Source organism: Wolbachia endosymbiont of Ceratosolen solmsi (genome assembly GCF_017869155.1).
Lineage (GTDB): Bacteria > Pseudomonadota > Alphaproteobacteria > Rickettsiales > Anaplasmataceae > Wolbachia > Wolbachia pipientis.
Map to the genome: position 1 here is coordinate 193,744 of NZ_CP054598.1, position 21,086 is coordinate 214,829.

The 21,086-nt window shown below is 35.2% G+C and carries 17 protein-coding genes, 2 tRNA genes and 2 pseudogenes; 8 read left to right on the top strand and 13 right to left on the bottom strand.

What is annotated here, in order from left to right; genetic code table 11:
• Positions 1–7: 7 nt before the first annotated feature.
• The 9 genes from sucD to hemF all read right to left on the bottom strand — a co-directional run bounded on the left by sucD (position 8) and on the right by hemF (position 5,728).
• Entirely contained in the window at positions 8–883 is an 876-nt protein-coding gene (gene sucD, locus HUB95_RS01045; RefSeq protein WP_015589444.1) for a succinate--CoA ligase subunit alpha, read from the bottom strand.
• Positions 884–886: 3 nt separating this feature from the next.
• Positions 887–2,038 (bottom strand): ADP-forming succinate--CoA ligase subunit beta, encoded by a 1,152-nt coding sequence (gene sucC / locus HUB95_RS01050; RefSeq protein ID WP_015589445.1) that lies wholly within the window; start codon positions 2,036–2,038, stop codon positions 887–889.
• Between the two features lie 37 nt (positions 2,039–2,075).
• Entirely contained in the window at positions 2,076–2,276 is a 201-nt protein-coding gene (gene rpsU, locus HUB95_RS01055) for a 30S ribosomal protein S21 (protein WP_006279819.1), read from the bottom strand.
• Between the two features lie 199 nt (positions 2,277–2,475).
• Positions 2,476–2,549, bottom strand: a tRNA-Pro gene (locus tag HUB95_RS01060).
• Positions 2,550–2,758: 209 nt separating this feature from the next.
• Entirely contained in the window at positions 2,759–3,445 is a 687-nt protein-coding gene (locus tag HUB95_RS01065; protein ID WP_015589447.1) for a 16S rRNA (uracil(1498)-N(3))-methyltransferase, read from the bottom strand.
• Positions 3,446–3,473: 28 nt separating this feature from the next.
• Positions 3,474–3,545: transfer RNA gene (locus tag HUB95_RS01070), tRNA-Glu, on the bottom strand.
• 95 nt (positions 3,546–3,640) lie between these two features.
• Positions 3,641–4,060 carry a hypothetical protein gene (locus HUB95_RS05960; protein ID WP_244662768.1) on the bottom strand — a complete coding sequence of 140 codons (420 nt, stop codon included), beginning with the start codon at positions 4,058–4,060 and terminating at the stop codon, positions 3,641–3,643.
• Positions 4,061–4,093: 33 nt separating this feature from the next.
• A complete protein-coding gene (locus HUB95_RS05965; protein WP_244662769.1) occupies positions 4,094–4,822 on the bottom strand; it encodes a hypothetical protein in 729 nt (242 codons plus the stop codon).
• A gap of 81 nt (positions 4,823–4,903) precedes the next feature.
• Positions 4,904–5,728, bottom strand: a complete 825-nt coding sequence (gene hemF / locus HUB95_RS01080; RefSeq protein ID WP_015589449.1) for an oxygen-dependent coproporphyrinogen oxidase — start codon at positions 5,726–5,728, stop codon at positions 4,904–4,906.
• Positions 5,729–5,888: 160 nt separating this feature from the next.
• On the opposite strand from hemF, the gene HUB95_RS01085 reads away from it, so the two are divergent.
• The 3 genes from HUB95_RS01085 (at position 5,889) to HUB95_RS01095 (ending at position 10,153) form a co-directional block, all read left to right on the top strand.
• Positions 5,889–8,372 (top strand): response regulator, encoded by a 2,484-nt coding sequence (locus HUB95_RS01085; RefSeq protein WP_209452450.1) that lies wholly within the window; start codon positions 5,889–5,891, stop codon positions 8,370–8,372.
• A 90-nt stretch (positions 8,373–8,462) separates the two neighbouring features.
• Positions 8,463–9,305 (top strand): ParA family protein, encoded by an 843-nt coding sequence (locus HUB95_RS01090; protein ID WP_006280226.1) that lies wholly within the window; start codon positions 8,463–8,465, stop codon positions 9,303–9,305.
• A complete protein-coding gene (locus tag HUB95_RS01095) occupies positions 9,302–10,153 on the top strand; it encodes a ParB/RepB/Spo0J family partition protein (RefSeq protein WP_209452451.1) in 852 nt (283 codons plus the stop codon). The genes HUB95_RS01090 and HUB95_RS01095 overlap by 4 nt, the downstream gene beginning before the upstream one ends.
• 116 nt (positions 10,154–10,269) lie before the next feature.
• Here HUB95_RS01095 and HUB95_RS01100 read toward each other — a convergent pair.
• Together HUB95_RS01100 and HUB95_RS06395 are read right to left on the bottom strand one after the other, a co-directional pair.
• Positions 10,270–11,218, bottom strand: a pseudogene (locus HUB95_RS01100) (IS5 family transposase).
• A gap of 252 nt (positions 11,219–11,470) precedes the next feature.
• Positions 11,471–13,393 (bottom strand): actin-bundling T4SS effector WalE1 family protein, encoded by a 1,923-nt coding sequence (locus HUB95_RS06395; RefSeq protein ID WP_338062221.1) that lies wholly within the window; start codon positions 13,391–13,393, stop codon positions 11,471–11,473.
• A 453-nt stretch (positions 13,394–13,846) separates the two neighbouring features.
• Between HUB95_RS06395 and hflK the strand changes: the two genes are divergently transcribed.
• The 5 genes and pseudogenes from hflK (at position 13,847) to terL (ending at position 18,961) form a co-directional block, all read left to right on the top strand.
• A complete protein-coding gene (gene hflK / locus HUB95_RS01120; RefSeq protein ID WP_006279849.1) occupies positions 13,847–14,881 on the top strand; it encodes an FtsH protease activity modulator HflK in 1,035 nt (344 codons plus the stop codon).
• A gap of 2 nt (positions 14,882–14,883) precedes the next feature.
• Entirely contained in the window at positions 14,884–15,756 is an 873-nt protein-coding gene (gene hflC, locus HUB95_RS01125; protein ID WP_015589224.1) for a protease modulator HflC, read from the top strand.
• Between the two features lie 3 nt (positions 15,757–15,759).
• On the top strand, positions 15,760–17,253 hold the full coding sequence (locus tag HUB95_RS01130; protein ID WP_015589225.1) for a DegQ family serine endoprotease: 1,494 nt from the start codon (positions 15,760–15,762) through the stop codon (positions 17,251–17,253).
• A gap of 94 nt (positions 17,254–17,347) precedes the next feature.
• Positions 17,348–17,518 carry a hypothetical protein gene (locus HUB95_RS05970; protein ID WP_244662770.1) on the top strand — a complete coding sequence of 57 codons (171 nt, stop codon included), beginning with the start codon at positions 17,348–17,350 and terminating at the stop codon, positions 17,516–17,518.
• Positions 17,519–17,551: 33 nt separating this feature from the next.
• Positions 17,552–18,961: pseudogene (terL, locus tag HUB95_RS01140) on the top strand (phage terminase large subunit).
• Between the two features lie 4 nt (positions 18,962–18,965).
• Here terL and HUB95_RS01145 read toward each other — a convergent pair.
• Entirely contained in the window at positions 18,966–20,798 is a 1,833-nt protein-coding gene (locus HUB95_RS01145) for a hypothetical protein (RefSeq protein ID WP_209452452.1), read from the bottom strand.
• Positions 20,799–20,819: 21 nt separating this feature from the next.
• Positions 20,820–21,047: a hypothetical protein gene (locus HUB95_RS01150; protein ID WP_015589227.1), complete on the bottom strand. Its 228-nt coding sequence runs from the start codon at positions 21,045–21,047 to the stop codon at positions 20,820–20,822.
• Between the last annotated feature and the right edge of the window lie 39 nt (positions 21,048–21,086).

Consider the following 21,086-nt stretch of genomic DNA (forward strand, 5'->3'; position numbering starts at 1 on the left):
CCTAATTCTAGTGATGCATTACTTCCAATACCTTCTTACCAATTACTGCAGGGGTTTCAGCAATTGCAATCCCGGCACTCCGCATAACTTCTAGTTTTGCACCAGCACTTCCACCGCTGGAGGAGATGATTGCTCCAGCGTGTCCCATACGTCTTCCTGGAGGTGCCGTTTGGCCTGCTACAAAACCAACGATTGGCTTTTTAGTTTTTTCTGTTTTCACAAAATGTGATACATCTTCTTCTTCGTTTCCACCTATTTCACCAATAACTACAATACCATGAGTATCGTCATCTTTTAAAAAGAGCTCCATACAGTCGACAAATGTCATACCATGAATTGGATCCCCCCCAATTCCGATACACGTGGATTGACCAAGACCAACAGCGGTTGTTTGTGCTACTGCCTCGTAAGTTAAAGTTCCGGAGCGAGACATAATTCCTATGTGTCCACGCTTATGGATATGGCCAGGCATAATTCCTATTTTGCATTCTTCAGGTGTAATAATTCCCGGACAGTTGGGACCAATCAATCGACTTTTTGAGCCGATAAGCGCACGCTTAACTTTCACCATATCAAGTATAGGAATGCCCTCTGTAATACAAATTATCAATTCTATTTTTGCATCTATTGCTTCAAGTATTGCAGCAGCAGCAAATTTAGCAGGTACATATATAACTGTAGCATTTGCACCGGTTTTTTCTTTGGCTTCTGCTACAGTATTAAAAACCGGTAAATTAAGGTGAGTGCTACCACCCTTTCCAGGAGTTACACCTCCCACCATTTTCGTTCCGTAATCAATTGCTTGCTCTGAATGAAATGTGCCTTGTGCACCAGTAAAACCCTGGCATATTAATCTTGTATCTTTGTTTACTAAAACGGACATGCTTTATTTTACCTCTTTTACTATCTTTTGTGCAGCATCACCCAGTTCATCTGCAGCAATAATATTTAATCCTGACTCTTCTAAGATTTTTTTTCCTTCTTCAAAATTAGTACCTGATAATCTAACCACTAGAGGAACTTTAATGCTCATTTCTTTTGCAGCCGCAACAATTCCACTTGCGATAATATCGCAACGCATTATACCACCAAATATGTTAACCAGAATTCCTTTTACGTTGCTATCAGACAATATGATTTTAAATGCTTCAGTTACAGTTTCTTTACTCGCTCCACCACCAACATCCAAAAAGTTAGCAGGCTCTGCTCCGTAGTATTTTATTATATCCATTGTTGCCATAGCAAGACCTGCACCGTTTACCATGCAACCAATACTGCCATCCATTTTGATGTAACTGAGCCCATATTTTGAAGCCTCTATTTCTTCTTTCACTTCTTCATCATAATCACGAAGTTCCATAATTTCTGGGTGACGATATAAAGCATTGTCATCGAAATTAATTTTCGCATCGAGCGCAATAAAATCTCCAGAATTTGTTTCAACCAGTGGATTAATTTCAATTTGGCTCGCGTCAGTTGCAATAAACGCATCATATATTTTTTTTGCAATGTTCGATATCTTTTCTATTTGTTCTGGACTCAAATCAAAACTGCTGCTTAACTTGCTGCTATCAAAACTTGTAGCAGAATCAATATCAAATTTCACAATTTTTGCAGGAGAATTTTTCGCCACTTCTTCAATGTCCATTCCACCTTCTGAGGAAAATATGAATATTGGCCTACTGAGCTTCGGGTCGATTACCAGGCTTAAATAATACTCTTTCTTAATGCTTGAGCCTTCTTCAACGTACACTTTTCTTACTTGCTGCCCGCTTGGCCCTGTTTGATGAGTAACTAAAGTCATACCAATCATGTCCTTTACAAACTGTTGAGCTTCTTCAACTGACTTTGCTAGCTTTACGCCACCGGCTTTACCCCTACCACCTGCATGAATTTGAGCTTTAACTACAAACACGTCAGATTTTAATTGACTTACTTGAGTCTTTACTTCTTCCGCAGATGTAGCAACAAAACCTTTTGGCACTGGGACATTAAATTTATGCAAAACTTCTTTCGCTTGATATTCGTGAATATTCATAAAATAACCAATGATAAACTATTAACCTGAGTACAAACTACCAACCATAACGCTGCCTTCTGCACTCTTGTTGGTACCTCTTTTTTTTAGCTTCAGCTTTCTTTTTAGCTCTTTTTTCTGATTTTTTTTCATGATATTGTTTTTTCATTTTCAACCCTCTTCCTTCCTTTTGAATTGTTTTTTTCAATACTGGAAGAGCTCTGTCTACATCACCATAATGGACTGATACTTCTATCAAACTCTATACCTCCTTCGGTAATCATTTCAAAATCTATTTATAAATTAGAAAATTAACATTGTCAATTATTTTATAAACTTGAGCGTTAAAATGTAATATGCCATAATTTACATGGTGAATAATGTCATTCCAGTGTCAGCTACTTGCTTACTGATGGAGATTACTCTTATGTTACAGCGTTCTTACAATTATACTAACATCGGGGCGGAGAGATTTGAACTCCCGACCCTTTGGTCCCAAACCAAATGCGCTACCAGGCTGCGCTACGCCCCGACTTCTTTACTCAGAGTATCAATAACTCAGGCAAAATGCAAGATTCATTTGTTTACTTTAGAAAAAATATAATATGAGATTTAATATTATCTTAGAATATGTTTTTTATTAGCTCCTCTTTAACAACAGACTGCTTCGTAGAAAGTCTACAGGGTTTTTGTGCGCGCAACACTGAACCAGATTTCTTTATCTTAGCCATATTTAAAAATCTAGCTACACCAATTGGTGAAAGTTAGTGCAGCAACCACAGCGGTATCGACTCTTAAAATTCTTTTTCCTAGACTCAGTTTTTGACAAAACTTATCGGCAAGATCAAGTTCATAAGATGAAAAACCACCTTCAGGGCCAACAATAATAGCAACATTTTTCTTACCTTTCAGCACTTTATCAGCTTTACCTGTTTCATCACATAAAACAAAATTTTTACTCTGGGAATCAGGTAATTCGCAAAAGTTAATAGGAGGCAAAATCTCTGGTATACTCATCCTACCGGATTGTTCCGCTGCTTCGATTGCTTGTAATTTTGCTCTACTTAGGTTAATGTTTTTTACTACTGTACGTTCCGTTGAAATAAATTGAATGCAAGTTATTCCCATTTCAGTTGCCTGTCTTACTATGTTGTTCAAAGCAGCACTTTTTACCATGGCACAATACAGGTATAAATTTTCCTCATATTGCTGTTGTTTGGCACATTCTTTGAGTGTAATTTTTGTCAATTTACGCGATATATTAACTACTTCTCCTAACCATTCTCCATCTTTTCCATTAAAAAGAGAGAGATTATCATACTTCTTAAGCCGCATTACATTGCAAATATAGTGACTTTGTTGTGGATTAAGTGCTAAACTCACGCCTTGTGATAAAGCTTCTTCAACATAAAGCCTAATTTTTCCCATTTAAAACTTTAATTATATTCTATTTGAGTGACTCTTACGGGATTTGAACCCGTGTTACCACCGTGAAAGGGTGGTGTCCTAACCACTAGACGAAAGAGTCAACTTGAATCTAACTAGGTTATATCGATTACATATATAAAGTCAATTCAATTATTTTGAATCACATAGTTAGAGGGATATATCAGTAATCTTATATCAACAGCCTCCTATTACTCCATGCTCAATACTCACTGAACCTATCTCAGATTTAGGAGCTAATTCTAATTGTTGTTCAACTTTTGTATCGGAATCATAGCCAGAATCGTAGCCAGAATCTCTACGCTCATATTTCTGCCTTATTTCTTCTACACTAAAGCCAGCCTTGGTCTTAATTTTTTGATCATTAGTCTGTTGCTGACTTATCGACTTATTAGCACTTAGCTCATTTAGCTTCACTTGCCAATCATTCACTTTATCTTGCACTAACCCATGGCAAGTTCCAGAATTAGCTTTTATGTCTTTTGCTTTTCTTTCTGCTCTTTTCTTGGACAAATCTACCCTAGCATAAATAGGTTCTGACGACTGTTCTGGCTCTTTCTGTTTTAGGCTAGCAGGCTTTTTGTTCTGAAAGATCATCTATAGTGCAATAAATAGGTTCTTCTGATATACTCAAATAACCACTATCTTCCAATGATAAATTTTCAGTGGATTTTTATGTGAATCATATATTTCAGCATAAATAGATTCTTCTGATACACTCAAATAACCATTCTCCCCTAATGAGTTACTAACCTTAGCATCATACACCTCAGCGTAAATTGGCTCTTTTGAAGGCAAAGCATCATAATTAGTGCTCTTTGGCTTATACTCAAAAGTTCTAGAAGGTTTTTGAGGTGGTATTACATTGTTGTTCACCTCAGCGTACATAGTTATTGGCTCATATTCAGAGGTTCTAGGAGGTTTTTGTTGTATAGCTTCAACATTCAAATCATCTGTAGAATAATACTCTGCGCCTTTTCCTAGTAAAAAGGAAACTGTGGGGTGAAGAATTATCTCTGCTGGTAAGTTTTTCTCACTATCCAATTTTAGATTTTTTGATTCTGCTAAACTCTCAATAACACGAATTATAACATTCTTTCCATTCTCATCTATTGAGTGGATATCAGCTCCACGATTAATCAGCAATTCCATTATTTTGTGATCTGTAGCATGTCCTAAAGCCTGATTTAAAGCTTGATTATTATTTATATCAAATGATCCTGTATTCTTGAGAGACATAGTCTTTGAAAAGAATTTTCTAAAACTATTTAATGCATCATAGAGAATTAGAGTCAGTTTAACACCTTTTATGTCATTGTTTTTGACAGATTTAATTAAAAAATTATCTATTATGCCCATGATTATACCCCCTATATAAAAGCTCACTATCATGGTGCAATTTTAAACTATGATGATTTATTTTCTACTAATAGCAGCTCTCTATAACCACTTAACAAGTGGTGGCATTGACATCATAATTGCATCTGGATTGCCGTCCGTCATTAAACCAAACCTTGTGCCACGATCGTATAACAGATTGAATTCTACATATCTGCCACGTTTTATTAATTGATTTTCTCGTTGTTCTTTTGTCCAAGATTTTTGCATATGTTTACGTATGACGTGCGAATAAATTTCCAAAAAGGCTTCACCTACTGCTTTTGTGAACTCAAAATCGTTTTCCCAGTTGCCAGAACTCAGATTATCATAGAAAATGCCACCAATGCCACGTGGCTCTTTTCTGTGTTGTAAGAAAAAATAATTGTCACATTGCTCTTTAAATTTTGGATAATATCCGGTGTCAAATCTATCACATGTCATTTTGATTGATTCATGAATATACTTGCAATCTTCTTCATTTCTATATATTGGCGTAAAATCCATTCCTCCACCAAACCATTGTTTTGAAGTATATATCAGCCTTGTGTTCATATGCGCTGCAGGGATAAGGGGCGATTGCATATGAGACACTAAAGATATACCGCTTGCCCAGAACTCTCCGTTACTTTCACTTGCACCAGGAATTTCATTGATGGCTGAATCTGCAAATTTTCCGTGTACTTTTGAAACGTTTACTCCAACTTTTTCAAAAACATTACCAAAAATAATTGTAGATTCACCACCTCCACCACCTGGGCGATCCCACTTTCTCTTTTCGATCTTTGGCTCTGCGGATGATTGTTTTTCAATTAATAAGAAAGATTCTATGATCTTATCTCTTAGTGCACAGAACCATTTAAATGCTTGTGTTCTTTGTTTTTCCATAATACCCTCTCGCTAGCTTATTAACATTGTTATATCTGATATTTAAGGAACTTAATTAGATTTGGATGATAATTATCTATCAAAGACGTTAATAAATCTATAATAATTAAATCAATATAATAAAACATTTTCGTATGTACAACAATGCCAAGTAACAATAATGAGTAAAAGATACATAGATAACAAAAAAGAGAACAGGGTTGACTTCATACTAAGAAATTATGGAATGTCAATTGTTGTGATGGCAGTTATTATGCTCTTACCTCCAGTAGCAATATCGATACTCTACTTTTTTGATATATATAGTCAGCATATTAATATAGAGATTAATTTATTAGTTAGCATTCTAACAACTCTCTTTATGATGTATAATGTAAAACGCTACAGATACCTACTTAATACTATAGAATTTCAAAATGCAATATTTGCAAATGCACTAAATCATAATACAGAATTTTGCCTTATTTTACATAAAGATGAGGGTGTTATTTATGCTGATGCAAGGTTCTACGAAAGGTTTAAAGATCATATAATAGATGATGACATTACGTTAGGCAAGATTCTTGAAATAGGAGATGTTTCAGAAGCAGACAAAAAAGTACTCTATCATGCACTAAAAAATAACTCTTCTGTACAGGTATGCATTTCCTTAAACAAGAAGAATAGAGTATCTAACTTTCTTTTGCTCTTTGAGCCAATACCAGATAATCCCCAAATTGCTATAAATAGTAATAAGATTTTAAATTTATCATTAGTGCCAATAGCAAGGCCAGATGGGTATTTTGTGTTAAAAGCAACACAGATAAACAAGGAGCAGATATATGAAGAGTTAATAGAAAAACACAGTATAGGAACTTACATTGCAAATGCCAAAGGAGTGATTTTATCTGTAAATAAAAGATTTTTAGACATATTTGAACTGAAAAAACTGGAAAAAGGTAGCTCAATCAGTGATTTTATATCTCAATCTAAGTATAACAATACAATAACCGATAATGAAATTTTGTTTTTTACTATAAGTGGTATTCCATTCAAGGCTTATATGAGCACTGCTATATTTTGTGATAAATACAACCATAGCTATATATATGGCTTTATAACACCAACCGAATCAAATCTTGTTGATTATCAATTACACCCTTGTTTTGCAAATTCATCAATTGCTATTGCACAATGTGACATAAACGGCAACTTTGTAAAGAAAAATACGGCACTAATAAAGCTTGCAGGGTCAGATAATAATTCAATCTTTACATTGATATTGGATAGTTATCATGTGAAAATACGTGAATATTTTTCGAGTAATAGAATAAATAATGCGTCCTTTGATGTACAGCTCAACGGCGGTAATAACATAAAAATATATTTCAATAAGTTTCTTCATAATAAAATGATCTTCATACTTTGTTATTTTATTGACAATACTGAACACAAAAACCTAGAGATAAAGCTTGAGCATTATCAAAAGATGCAAGCTATAGGGCAGTTAGCAGGTGGTATTGCGCATGATTTCAACAATATATTGACTGGGATAATAGGATTTTGCGATTTGCTTTTACTCCAACACTCAGCTGGTGACCCATCTTTTGGAGATATAATACAGATACAGCAAAATGCAAAGCGTGGATCAAATTTAGTAAGACAATTGCTTGCTTTCTCAAGAAGACAGACCTTGCAGCCAAAAATTATTGATGTAAATAATACTATAGCTAATCTTTATGAAATGATAAAAAGATTAATAGGTGAAAATATAAAATTTAATATTTATTATGGTAGAGACTTGGGTGCTATTAGGGCTGATCAAGGGCAATTAGAGCAAGTTATACTTAACTTAGCAGTCAATGCTAGTGCTGCTATGGAAAAGGGCGGAGAATTAACTATACGAACCTTTAATCAAAAGATTGACTCATTAAATTCTACACCTCAGGATATGTTTTCTCCAGACAAGGAAGCGATTGAACATGGAAATTATGTTGTGATTGAAGTAATTGATACTGGATGTGGAATGACGAGTGATACAACTGAAAAGATCTTTGATCCATTTTTTTCTACCAAAGATATTACCTCTGGTACAGGTCTTGGCCTCTCTACTGTATATGGCATTATTAAACAAACTGAAGGATACATCTATGTTGCTAGCAAAGTAAATCATGGAACTAAATTTAGCATATTTTTGCCCATGGTTTACATATCAGATGAAAATGATAGAGAGGAAGATAGTGAAGAAACAGAAAAACCGGTAGTAAGTGAAATTAAAGGTAATGGTATAATTTTATTAATCGAAGATGAAGATTCAGTAAGGGAATTCATCTCTAAAGCACTCAAAAGAAAAGGATTTGATGTAATAGAAGCAAGCATAGGCAGCGAGGCGCTAGAAATAATCAGTAAAAAAAGTCAACACATAGATCTTATAATCACTGATGTAATCATGCCAGAGGTGAGCGGCCCAGAAATAGTTAAAGAAGCATTGATCCATAGGCCAAATATCAACGTTATTTTTATTTCTGGGTATGCAGAAGATGCTTTTTTAAAGAGTGATGACATCAATATAGAAGATTTTCACTTTTTGCCAAAACCATTCACTCTGAATGAATTAGGAAACAAGGTTCAAAGTGTGTTACACAAAGCAAAAAAGACAGTCTAATTTTAGTGTGGTTAACAACAAAAAAATTTTCTAATGCAAAAGTTTCTTGCATATATACAATAGAATTATTTTATACATAAGATAAAAGGCGTGAGCAAGATTATTGCAATAGTAAATCAAAAGGGTGGAGTTGGCAAAACCACAACTAGTATAAATTTATCGACAGCCTTTGCTGCTGTGGGAAAAAGCACTTTATTGGTAGATCTTGATCCTCAAGGAAATGCTAGCACCGGGCTCGGGATTTCTTATCGTAGTAGGGAAGAAAAAAATATATACAAAATACTACTAAGCAGCGAAAATAAATTGATAGAATCGGCAATTTTCAATATAAAGGAAATTCCAAATTTATCACTAATTTCGTCAGTAGTTGATTTATCAGCTGCAGAAATTGAATTATCGCAACTTGAGCGAGGAAAATTTGTGCTAAAAAGCGCATTAGAGAAGATACGCGATAATTATGAGTATATAATCATCGATTGCCCTCCATCACTTGGGCTTCTAACCATAAATGCTTTGACTGCTGCTAATTCTATTATTGTCCCTCTTCAGTGTGAATTTTTTGCTTTGGAGGGATTAAGCCATTTAGTTAAAACTGTAGAGCTGATAAAAAGAAATAACCTAAACCCTTTTTTGGCAATAGAAGGGATAGTGTTAACAATGTATGACAGGCGCAACAAACTCAGTGAACAGATTAAAAACGATATTTGCCAGTATTTAAATGATAAAGTATACAAAACTATCATCCCATTGTATGAGACTGTTATTCCACGTAACGTACGGTTATCAGAAGCGCCTTCTCATGGAAAACCCGCTATTGTGTATGATCTTAAGTGTCCTGGTGCACAAGCATATATAAGTTTGGCAAGGGAAATTTTAAAAAAGCACGCGAGCAGTTGTAAGGAGAAGAAACTAGTAAGCGAGGGCGTAGTATGAAGGATGATAGACGCCTCGGCAGAGGTCTTGCCGGCCTCATAGGCGATAATTATGATAATAAAGAAGATCGACAAGAGCATTTGCCTATTTCATTACTGCACCCAAGCAAATTTCAACCGAGGAAACATTTTGACGAGGAGTCATTAAGAGAACTTGCAAATTCGATAAAGAAAAGTGGCATTATACAGCCTATCGTGGTACGCAAAGATTCAAATGATGATGGTTATGAAATAATAGCTGGAGAACGTCGTTGGCGAGCAAGCAAGATTGCAAATCTTGATAGTGTACCGGTTATCATAAAAGATCTGAGCGACAAGGAATGCTTGGAAGTATCCATTATTGAAAACATACAAAGGCAAGATATTAATCCAATAGAGGAAGGTGAAGCTTACAGAAAACTGATAGATGAGTTTTTCTATACACATGAGGAATTAGCTTCAGCTATAGGCAAAAGCCGCAGCCACATAACCAATATGATTCGGATGTTGTTGCTCCCTGATAGGGTGAAAACAATGATCAATGAGAAAAAATTGTCTATGGGTCATGCAAGAGCGTTGATTAATGTTGAAAATGCGGAAAGTATTGCAGAAAAAATAGTTTCTCAGGGCTTAAGCGTTAGACAAACTGAAAAACTGATAAAGGACCTACATCAAAACAACAATCAAAAAGAGCAGAGATATACTAGAAATCAAGATATGACAGTAATAGAAGGCGCTATATCTTCTCAACTTGGTTTAAAGATCAAAATTAATGACAACAATTCTAAGGGTAAAGTTATGATACGGTATGATAATCCAAATGAATTGGATTTGATATTGAAAATTTTGAATAGGAAACTTGAGGCATAGCTAGTAGTTGGCTAGCAAAGCAACAAACCAATATCAACTGTTGGTGTCATGAAAGTAGCTGACACTGGGATGGCTTTGTTGCATCACACTTTATGAGATGGTGATTTATGGTAAATTCATGTAACTATCTCAAATTTAGCCATACCAATATCAGTGAATTTATTAAGCAAATAGCATTTGATTAGCAGTTCTTTTTCTCGATTTATCTCAGATTTATTCCTAAAACTAAATCCGAATATTTGCTTTAATCTTGAGAAAAACCCTTCAATATAAGATCTTTTCCCATAATTTACTTCTTTTTTCCATTCTTTCATGCCATCTTCACCGTATAATTTTATTAACCTAATAGCAGCATTCCTGTCAGACATATAATCTATTTCTGGATGTTCTGCCGCATTGTTTATTGGTGGAATTTTTGTCTTTATATCATATTCGTTACACAACTTATAAAACTTGTGCCTATCACATGCTCTATCTGCATATAGTGCTTTTATGGCATGCTGAAAATCAACTTCTTTTAGCAAATCACAAGCTCCATAGTGATCAGAGTAGACACCGTTACTGTATTTTACAGCTATGGCTTTTTTGTTGTTTATATTCAACATTACGTGCAATTTTCTCGTTTGCTCATAGCCACGATATTTTCTGTCAGTGCTATTTTCCTTGCTGTGACCAGGAGTGTTGTTGTATATACTAATTCCTGTACTGTCTATAGCAATTTCGATATCTTCCATATTATTTTCTGCAATCATTTATCTTAATATTAAGTTTCTTAAACCTTCTTGATGCTTGTGAATAGCTGATAACTTCCAAATCTCTTCCTATTTGTTGCAAATACCCTTTTATAAACCCGACTGTTTGTCTTAAACCAATTCTAAAGAAACTGACGATTATATGCACCAAAATCACAACTTTATCACTATAAATATAGTTGCCGCCCTGCATTTTTGGACAATTCTCGTACCAATTTTCTATGGCGTCATTGATATAACAAAAAATGCTTCCTCTTTCTTGGAGAAATTTGTTATATTCATGGCAGTTACTGACTCTCATTTTTTGTGGCATATTTTTTCTTCAACAGTTAAATGGCTATTTATAATGAATTTTGTCAGTAACTGCCAGTTCTTTTCACTTGAGCGATGCAACAAAGCCATCCAAGTGTCAGCTACTCGAATGACACCTTTCCTAGCAGAGAAATCACAATGTTCATACGGTTGTACGCATACCGCTGGGATCTAGGATTTTTCTATAATTTAAAAACAAAAAAGGATGTTACTCATTGAGTAACATCCTTTTGGAGAAGGTGGATAGCTTTGTTTAGTTCGTTTTCACAGCTGTTTGTGCAGCTTGCTGTTGAACGTCAGTGTCAACAGCTACTTTCGTAGAAGGCTGTCCCACCAGTTTGTCCAGATGACCTGTCTTTCTTAAGTCAGCTTGGGTTTTTGCCTTGCCATTTTCAGTAAACATTGTATGTGTTGGAGAAGAAGTTGGTGAATTGAATCCACTATCAGAACCATTACGATTACTAAAAGAATTGTGTAATGTAGATTCAGTTTTAGCACTTAAACTAAATTCTTTTAAGTTTTTCTCCATTGCTGCCCCAACTTCATCTTTACTGAAAGATTGTTCCAATCTTTCTAATGAGCTTGTTGGTGTAGAAGGACCAGATGAACCTCTTGCACTATCAAAAGAATTACTGCGAGTTAGAGTTCCTTTATTCGAATTACCAAGATATTGGTTTACTTTAGGATCACTGAGAACATCTTCACTGAAAGAACTTTGTCCATTTAAGTTAGTCAATGAGGCGCTTCTAGTTGGTACTTCTGGAGTTCCTACCCTAGTAAGGTTGCTATTACTATTACGTCGTGCAACTCCTGGTCTTCCTCCTATTGTTGCAGTTTTATTAGTATTCTCAATTGGAGTAGGAGTATCAACGTAAAAAGTGCTATTTCCTATTTTTCTAGGCAACGTGTCTGATTCAGAAAGAACTTGATATTTAACTTCAGAAGTTTTTTCTGACTTTTTGCCACTTTTGAAAGGTGATGAAACCCTATCCCAAAGTGAAGAAGGTGCTTTTACTTCTTTATGCTCCGCAGGATTTAACAATTCCGCTTCGCTGCTAACAGTACTGTCAGTCTTTACAGAATTTAGTGAATTGCTTTTTGACAAGCTGTTAGATTGTTCAGAGCCTTTTCTTCCCAGTGAAGAGAATGATGATGACACAGACCTAGTTAAACTTTTGACAGAAGGCCTGTTAGCTTTTTTCTCTGCTCTGTCAAACATATTGCTTACGCTTGAGTACAAATGATTTTCTCTACATTCTTTAATAACCTTCTTAATTTCATCGTAATGTTCAGAGAAAACACTGTCGATGAAATAACTACCTTTAGGTAATGACCTTTGTGTTAACAAGTTATGCAAGCTTTTTTCATTTAAATTATTAATGAATTCTTTCTGTACTTGCCATCCAGAAGTATGTTCAATCTCCCCTGATTTTGCCTTCTCTGCCATTTTTAAATCAATTTCTGACGATATTCCAGAAAGTATATTTTTCACTAACCCAGAATTATTTCCTTTATCAGCAAAAATTGCTTTCATATCATTTCTTATTTCGTCAGATTTCTTAATTGCATCTGGAGTAAACCTTTTTACCTTATCTAAATAGTCCGTCTCACCAGATGCCTTATGGAATTTATTTGCCACTCCTTCGCCTACAAAACTAGCGCCTTTTTTCAGTGAATCTACTGAATGTTCATAACCTTCTTTCACCTTATCTTTAACATGCACAGCACCATCTCTAACTTTTCCGGCAGCGTATGTTGATGAGTCCTTAACTTTCCCAGCAGTATATTTTGCCCCATCAACTGTTTTTTCTGCTGACCACTTGAGCCCTTTATATCCAGATTGAACTGTTTTTACAGCGACTTTTACAGCGAAATATAAAGCAAGACCAACTATAGCACCTGGTATAGCAAGTGTTGCACCAACTGCCAAAAGTGGTAGTACTGCCGTAAATAATCCACTTGCTGCACTTACTATAAGAATCTTATCTCCTTGTTTCATCTTAGAGAATTCTGTATCCCCTTTTAACAGGTCAGTAATTCTTTCTTTTAGCTTCTTGGGATCATTAGCAATATCTGAATTTGGTAGATTTTGCATCGTTTTATTCAAATCAAAACTATCTTCTGGTTGGTTTTGTTGAGTTCCAACAGAATTTGAATTTTTTTCATTATGTAACATTTTAAACCTCACTATTAATTAAATATATTATAATTGTATTCCTTGATTCTTAAGTTAGTGTTAAATTGATTGCCAGTATTTATTTGTCTTCAAATAATTTCGCTTGACGTGTTTTGTGGTAACATAAAAAATTAGGTCAAGAAGCTGCAGCATTTATGAAGTATAGAAAAAGAACACTCATCTTTTTGGCTGTTATAACTTTAATAATAATAGCTTTACTATTTAGGTATAATTCCCATTTTCACAAAGACGTAGTGCACTTAAAGAGTGACAACAAAGAATTCAAAAAAAAGCCAGAAAATTCCATAGAGTCGACCATATTACATAGAGAAAAGGAAGTGTACGATCATGTTTTCCATCCTGATGATTAATTTGTAAATAAAATAGCAATTTATGTTTGCATTTTCTTATTAAAGAAGTAATATTAGCGTATTAATTATAGAATCAATCATTATGTTTGATGATAATAATCCTTGGAATCTGGGAAAGAAACCGGTAGGGAACAAAACTCCTAATAATGAAGATATTTTAAGTAAAGCTGTATCTGATATAAGGTTCTTTCTTAATGGATTAACCAGAAACAGGGGCAAAAAACCTTATTTCATCATTTTCATTATTTTGCTGTTCTATGCTTGCACTGGCTTTTATATTGTCCATCCTAGTGAAGAAAGTATAGAACTTACCTTTGGTAAATATTCTAATACGGAAACACCTGGTTTGCGTTATCACTTCCCCTACCCTATTGGCAAGGTTTTTAAAGTGAACGTTAAGGAAGTAAATCGTGAAGAAATTGGGGTAAGTAGTTCTTATGGGCGAGATACAGATCGCGGTGAAGGCGTGATGCTAACTGGAGATGAAAATATAGTCAACGTTAACTTCGAGGTTCAATGGCGCGTTAGAGATGCTAAGGACTATTTATTCAAAGTGCGGGATTACAAACCCGGTTTCAGTGTTAAAAATGCTGCTGAAAGTGCCATGAGAGAAATAATAGGTAAAAACACGATCTCTTTTGCACTTGGTCAAGGCAGACCAGAAATTTCTAGAGATACTAGAATTCTATTGCAGCAGATTCTTGATGGATACCAAATGGGTATAGAGATTTTATCTGTTCAAATGAAAAAAATTGATCCACCAGAAAAAGTAATCAGTTCGTTTAGAGATGTACAAAGTGCTCGTGCAGACAAAGAGCGTACTATAAACGAAGCATATGCTTATAATAATGATATTATACCTCGAGCAAAGGGTGAAGCGATAAAGATAAAATTAGATGCACAAGCATATGAAAATGAAGTAATAAATGAAGCAAAAGGTAATGCAAATCGCTTTTTATCTCTTTATGAGGAATATAGACAGAATCCTTCTCTCGTTAAGAATCGTATTTATCTTGAAACTATGGAAAATATTTTCAGTAAGGTAGACAAAGTTGTTGTAACTGATGATCTGAAAGGTATGTTTTCTTATTTACCTCTTACAAATTTAGGAAAATAACCATGAGTAGTAATATTAAAATTGTTTTTGTTTCTGTATTTGTTGTTTTATTGATTGCTTTATCTAATTCAATATTTGTTGTGCAAGAAACAAAGCAAGCAATAGTTATACAACTGGGTAAAGTTGTAAGGGATGTTAGGGAAAGTGGCTTATATTTTAAGTTGCCATTCATAAATAGTGTAGAGTTTCTTGATAAAAGAGTTTTAGATTTAAGTCCTGACAAAACTCCAAGAGAAGTGATAACTGCAGATCAAAAACGTATTATAGTAGATGCGTATGCAAAATATAAAATAACGAATCCTATTACTTTTTACCAGGCTGTGAGGAATGAATCAGGTCTGGTTAGAAGATTATATCCGGTTATAGAAGCTCACATAAGAGAAAATATAGGCAGATTTTCGTTGATTAGCTTGTTGAATGAAAAAAGATCAGAGGTTATGCAATTGATTCAGCGTGGAGTTTATTCTGAAGCTGAAAAATTTGGCATAGAAATAATAGATGTAAGAATTAAGAGAGCAGATTTACCAGAAGAAAATAGTTCTGCAATATTTCGCCGTATGCAAACTGAAAGGGAAAAAGAAGCAAAAGAAATTAGAGCAGAAGGAGAGCAAGCTGGGCAGGAAGTTAGATCAAAAGCTGATAAATTAAAAAGGGAAATTATCTCCAGTGCAGTAAAAGAATCGTACGAAATAAGGGGCCGTGGTTATGCTGAAGCAACTAGAATTTATAATGAGGCATTTAAGGTTGATGAAGAGTTCTTTAACTTTTATCGCTCTATGAGCGCTTACAGTAAATCATTTGCCGAAAATAATACTAAATTTGTACTTTCACCAAACAATAACTTTTTAGATATTTTAAATAAAGGATGGAAATAATTTATGAAAAGTAAGGCATTTATTTTATCTATATTTGCATATTTTCTAATTGCGTTTTCTTCGTATGCTAATATGTTTGATTGGAATGCAAAAAAGGTCGTTGATGCTAGCACTACTGCATGCAACTGTAATCAAGGACTTGCCGATTTAGTGGAAGAACTCATTCCTGCGGTTGTAAATATTTCAAGCGAACAAATCATCAAACAAGAAAATAACAGCAGAACTAGAGTTCCATCTATGCCAGGAAATAATTTTTTTGATGATTTTAGAGAGTTTTTTGAGCATTTTGATCAGTTTTTTATGGATAGGGGCCCTAGTGTTAACAAAGAGGTGGTGTTGCTTGGTTCTGGGTTTATTATAGATAAAGGTGGAACTATAGTAACCAATTATCACGTTATTAAAAACGCCAAAGATATCACAGTTACTATGAACGATAATACTTATTTCAAAGCAGAAGTTTTAGGCTATGATGCAAGAACTGATCTTGCTGTGCTTAAGATTAATTCTGATAAAGATCTTTCTTCTGTTGCATTTGGTGATTCTGATAAAGCAAGGGTTGGTGATACGGTTATGGCAATAGGTAACCCATTTGGTTTGGGTGGCTCTGTAAGCACAGGAATTATATCTGCAAGGTCCAGGGACATTAGTATTGGCACTATGAATGAATTTATTCAAACTGATGCTGCAATTAATAGGGGTAACTCTGGAGGACCGTTATTTGATTTAAATGGAAAAGTTATAGGTATTAATACTGCTATCTATTCTCCATCTGAGTCTGGCGGCAATGTGGGTATAGGTTTTGCCATACCATCTAATTTAGCTATGTCAATTATTGACACATTAAAAAGTGGCAAAAAAATAAAACATGGTTGGCTTGGTGTGCAAGTTCAGCCTATAACGAAAGAATTTGCTGAGTCCTTGGGTTTAAAAGATATAAAAGGCGCATTGGTTGCAAGTATAGTAAAGGATAGTCCTGCAGAAAAAGGTGGGATTAAAGTAGGTGATATATTATTAGAATTTGACGGTAAAAAAATCGATAGAATGACACAATTACCTCAAATGGTTTCAAGAGCTGGACCTGAGAAAAAAGTGCAAGTTAAGTTACTTAGAAAGAGCAAAGAGGTTAATATTAAAGTTGTGATCGGAGAATCTACAAATGATGGCCAAGATAACAATCAAGAAGAAAATAAATCAACATCTGATTATGTAACCGGTTTAACTGTTTCAAATCTGCCAAAAGAATCAAAAGAAAGTAAAAATAATGTACCTACAAAAGGTGTGATAGTTACCAATGTAGATAGTAACAGTAATGCCACGTTGCGTGGTATTAAAAAAGGAGACATTATTATCCAATTAGATGGAACCGATATAGAAAATACTAATGATTTTCAAAAACAAGTTGATTCAGCAGTAAAGAAAAACGGTAAAGATTCAATAATGTTGCTCATTTACCGCAATGGAAATCAATTTTTCGCTTCAATAAAGTTAAAGAAGTAATTTTATTCACTAAATTTACAAAACAGTAGTGTTGTAAGCTCGCTACTGTAACACTTCAATCTTATAAAATAAATTAAAATCTACACTAGATTTCTTGCATAACCATATAAAAAACCAAAGGATGTCATCCCAGTGCCCAGACACTGGAAACTTCACTGTAATGAGCACATTGAGCAGCTGTATAATAAAAACTGGATCCAGTGTCAGCTACTTGCATGACGCCGTCATAAAGGAACCAGTGTCTGCTACTTGGATGACACCATAGGGGTTACTTGGGTGATACTATAGGAGGTCTAACATGAACTTTCTAAAATTCATTGAACTGTGCTTTCAAACAGTGGTGCCGGGATGTGAGTATAATGATTATCAGTACATAAAAGTCATAGCAGACAGGCTGGAAGCAGCAAATGCTGGCGAAGTAAGGCGCATAATATTCAATATGCCTCCGCGTTCAATGAAGTCCATATGTATGAGTGTTGCGTGGCCCGCATGGATACTGGGCAACTGCAAGAATAATAGTTGCAAGTTATTCTAAGTTGCTTAGTGAAAAACATTCGCTCGATACCAGGTGCATAATGCAATCTGATTGGTATAAAAAGCTATTTCCAGAGGTAGAACTATCCAAAGACCAGAACACTAAATACAAATTCCAAACAGTACAGAGAGGATACAGAATCGCAACATCAGTTGGAGGAACATTAACCGGTGAAGGTGGTGACTTTATTATTGTGAATGATCCGCTTAACCCTGCTCAAGCTTTGAGTGAAACATTTAGAAAACGTGCCACAAACTGGTTCGATCAGACTTTAGTAACGAGACTCAACGATAGAAAAAAAGGAGTAATTGTGCTTGTGATGCATAGGCTCCACCTGGAAGACTTAACAGGGCACCTCTTATCCAAGCCAAAAAACATATGGCATCACATTTGTTTGCCAATGATTTCTGAAAAAGTGGAGATAATCGACTCAATTATAACACAAGAAAAAGGTTTATATTCAAGAGAAGAGAATGAGTTATTATATCCCCTGGAGGGAGGAAGAGAAGAAGTTGAGATGATAAAAGTTGAACTCGGGAGTTACGCTTTTGCTGCTCAATATCAACAAAACCCCCTGCCGCTTTCAAGTGGTATAATAAAACAAGAGTGGCTAAAGCGCTATAAAATTTCCCTGATAATCTCTCACATGTAACTCAAAGCTGGGACACTGCAGTTTCAACAAACGATTCCAGCGATTTTAGCGTCTGCACCACCTGGGCAAAAATAGATAATAAATTCTATTTACTTGATGTATATCGAGCAAAGCTTGAGTACCCAAAGCTTAAAGAGCAAGTTCTGTCACTAGCTGCAAGATGGGCACCACACGCAATTTTGATCGAAGCAAAAACGAGTAGTCAACAATTAACACAAGAGCTAAAAGCAAATAGCGATCTACCGATTATTGAAATTGTGCCACACAATGACAAACTCACTCGATTTTATCAAATTGTTCCGGTGATAGAGTCTGGCAGGGTTTTTCTGCCGCATCAAGCGGTATGGCTCAATGATTTTGAGTACGAAATTTTAATGTTCCCAGAAGCTCGCTACGATGATCAAGTGGATAGTACGGTGCAATATCTGCAATGGATGAGAAAAACTAACACCAGTGCTTTCAGGGTCAGGGATTTTGGTCCCAACCCTAATAAAACACTTGGGTGGTTAAGATATATCTAAAAACCTAAATTTCTTTCCCCAAAGCTTCTGACGTATGCTTTACCTGTTGCGGATGTTTAAGCTCTGAAGAGACACTTCCCTTATGTTGCACATCAGGAGAACCCATAGAACAAAAACCACTATCTCTATCAACTTTTTTAGAACTAGAGTTATCAGATCTATACTCTACAGGTAGTACCTCCCCTTTCCCCGAAATAGTACCTTGTGACGGGCCTGGATCACCATCTAGAGAACTTACAGGAGAAGTCTCTTTTGAGGGTGAATTATTTTCTGCTCTTACTCTATTTGGTAATGAAAGTCGTTTAGAAATAGGTGGCTTTTTACTTACAGAACCCCCAGGAGCACTTACACTTGAAGATATCAAACACACCGAATCACGCCCTTCATCATGTCGCTTAAGGTTTACGTCATGTTGCTTCTTAAAATGTGAAAAGAAAAATTTTTTTATTTTTTGAACACCACCCCCATGTTTCTTCGGAGATTTACTATCTTGTGACTTTGCTTCAGAATACTCATCACTACTTTTTCGATCACTTTCATCAGTAACTTGCTGTTTTTCAGGTTCCTCATTACAAATGTTCTCCGTATCTTTTAGAGAATCTTCAGAATTTAAGAATGTTGAACTATCCCATGCTCTAAAAGAAGGAATCGATGATGATCTTTTCTGATCCTGAATATTAGCCTCTGTTAGCGTACCTTCACCACAACTTCGCTTGGGAAACTCCTGTGTCGGTGATGCTTCAGCTAATAGCGTTCGAGGAAGCCCAGGATCAATCTCTATTTGACCATCTTTATTGATTACAGAGTTTTCTATAATTACAGGAATTAAAAGAGCAATCTGTCTATTGGAAAAAGCATATACACCACCAAATCTACCTGATCGTGTGGTTTCAGTTTGACCTTTAATATCAGTCAAAAGATCATAACCAAATTGAGCATTAATCTTATTTGCCTCACCACGATTTAGGTACCTTGAAATATTACCCTCTTTGATTGTAGGTATAAAAGCAAAGCGATCTCCATTACTTATCTTGTCTTTATCGATAAACTCATCATAGTAATACCTGTGGATTGATATTTCAGTTAAGCGAAAGATTAGCTCGCCTATAGCATCCTTGTAGTGTTTAGCTTTCACTTTTAAATTATCACTGTGCTGAAGGTAAAAATTATACCCCACCTCTTTTTTAGAAGCTTCTGTTATATTTCTAATGAAACCAATATTTTCAACATCTTTAACATATACCTTATTGCCATCAATATGATAGAAATCTGAATAACTACAACCATGCTCCTCCATTTGTGCTTGAAGTGCCATCACAAAATACGTTTGCAGATTTGGGCCATTAAACAACAGACATTTTATATAACTAGATGACGGATCCATTTTTGCCTGCTTTATACTTGCGTTTAAAGTCTCTTCAATGCGTTTTTTACCAAGATGATGTTTTTCATCAATTTTCTTAATCACTCGGTCTTCGACATCATTTTCAAATTCCTCAGCAAAGTGCACCTTGAGATTAAAAATTACTCTAGAGTCTATAGGAACTGTGAGCTTAGTTATTCTTGTTTTCTTGTCATACTTTAACCATTTCTTATCAAAGTGAAATGGAAAAGATTCAAGATCAAAAACGTGACAAGCTACAAACTCATCAGAATAATATTCTCTTACTAAGTCTCTTGCCATCTGTGATAAGTACCTCTTTGCAGAGCGCCGACCACAATTAAACTTAACGACGATATTATCGCCCTCCACAACAAAATTAGTGTTGACTTTAGAGCCGTAATTACTAACGTTAAATGCATTAACCAGCTCCTTAACAAAATCTAAACTAGTCATAACTCCTCCCCTATCAAAATATTACTTTTCTTTATTTTTACTCCCAGCCTTATCAGCTTTAGTACCACTCATCCTCGTATAAGGATACTTACCACAATCATCAAACCTACTACGACCCTCGTGCATGTCTGGTCCACCACCTTCTCTAGGATTAGCTTTTAGCCAGGCAGCAGAATCATACCCACCAGAGCCTACCTTAAAACGAGGATCTCCTTGTGAACTAGAGCTCGCTTGTTGTTTTTTATCCATAATACCCTCCGTTAATAAAAATATTATGTAATCTATATA

What these genes read in the sequence shown, in the direction of transcription:
- sucD (WP_015589444.1), bottom strand. Translation starts at nt 883, where the DNA reads ATGTCCGTTTTAGTAAACAAAGATACAAGATTAATATGCCAGGGTTTT.
- sucC (WP_015589445.1), bottom strand. Translation starts at nt 2,038, where the DNA reads ATGAATATTCACGAATATCAAGCGAAAGAAGTTTTGCATAAATTTAAT.
- HUB95_RS01095 (WP_209452451.1), top strand. Translation starts at nt 9,302, where the DNA reads ATGAAGGATGATAGACGCCTCGGCAGAGGTCTTGCCGGCCTCATAGGC.
- HUB95_RS05965 (WP_244662769.1), bottom strand. Translation starts at nt 4,822, where the DNA reads ATGGGCATAATAGATAATTTTTTAATTAAATCTGTCAAAAACAATGAC.
- hflC (WP_015589224.1), top strand. Translation starts at nt 14,884, where the DNA reads ATGAGTAGTAATATTAAAATTGTTTTTGTTTCTGTATTTGTTGTTTTA.
- HUB95_RS05960 (WP_244662768.1), bottom strand. Translation starts at nt 4,060, where the DNA reads ATGATCTTTCAGAACAAAAAGCCTGCTAGCCTAAAACAGAAAGAGCCA.
- HUB95_RS01130 (WP_015589225.1), top strand. Translation starts at nt 15,760, where the DNA reads ATGAAAAGTAAGGCATTTATTTTATCTATATTTGCATATTTTCTAATT.
- HUB95_RS01065 (WP_015589447.1), bottom strand. Translation starts at nt 3,445, where the DNA reads ATGGGAAAAATTAGGCTTTATGTTGAAGAAGCTTTATCACAAGGCGTG.
- HUB95_RS01085 (WP_209452450.1), top strand. Translation starts at nt 5,889, where the DNA reads ATGAGTAAAAGATACATAGATAACAAAAAAGAGAACAGGGTTGACTTC.
- HUB95_RS06395 (WP_338062221.1), bottom strand. Translation starts at nt 13,393, where the DNA reads ATGTTACATAATGAAAAAAATTCAAATTCTGTTGGAACTCAACAAAAC.
- hemF (WP_015589449.1), bottom strand. Translation starts at nt 5,728, where the DNA reads ATGGAAAAACAAAGAACACAAGCATTTAAATGGTTCTGTGCACTAAGA.
- HUB95_RS01150 (WP_015589227.1), bottom strand. Translation starts at nt 21,047, where the DNA reads ATGGATAAAAAACAACAAGCGAGCTCTAGTTCACAAGGAGATCCTCGT.
- HUB95_RS01145 (WP_209452452.1), bottom strand. Translation starts at nt 20,798, where the DNA reads ATGACTAGTTTAGATTTTGTTAAGGAGCTGGTTAATGCATTTAACGTT.
- hflK (WP_006279849.1), top strand. Translation starts at nt 13,847, where the DNA reads ATGTTTGATGATAATAATCCTTGGAATCTGGGAAAGAAACCGGTAGGG.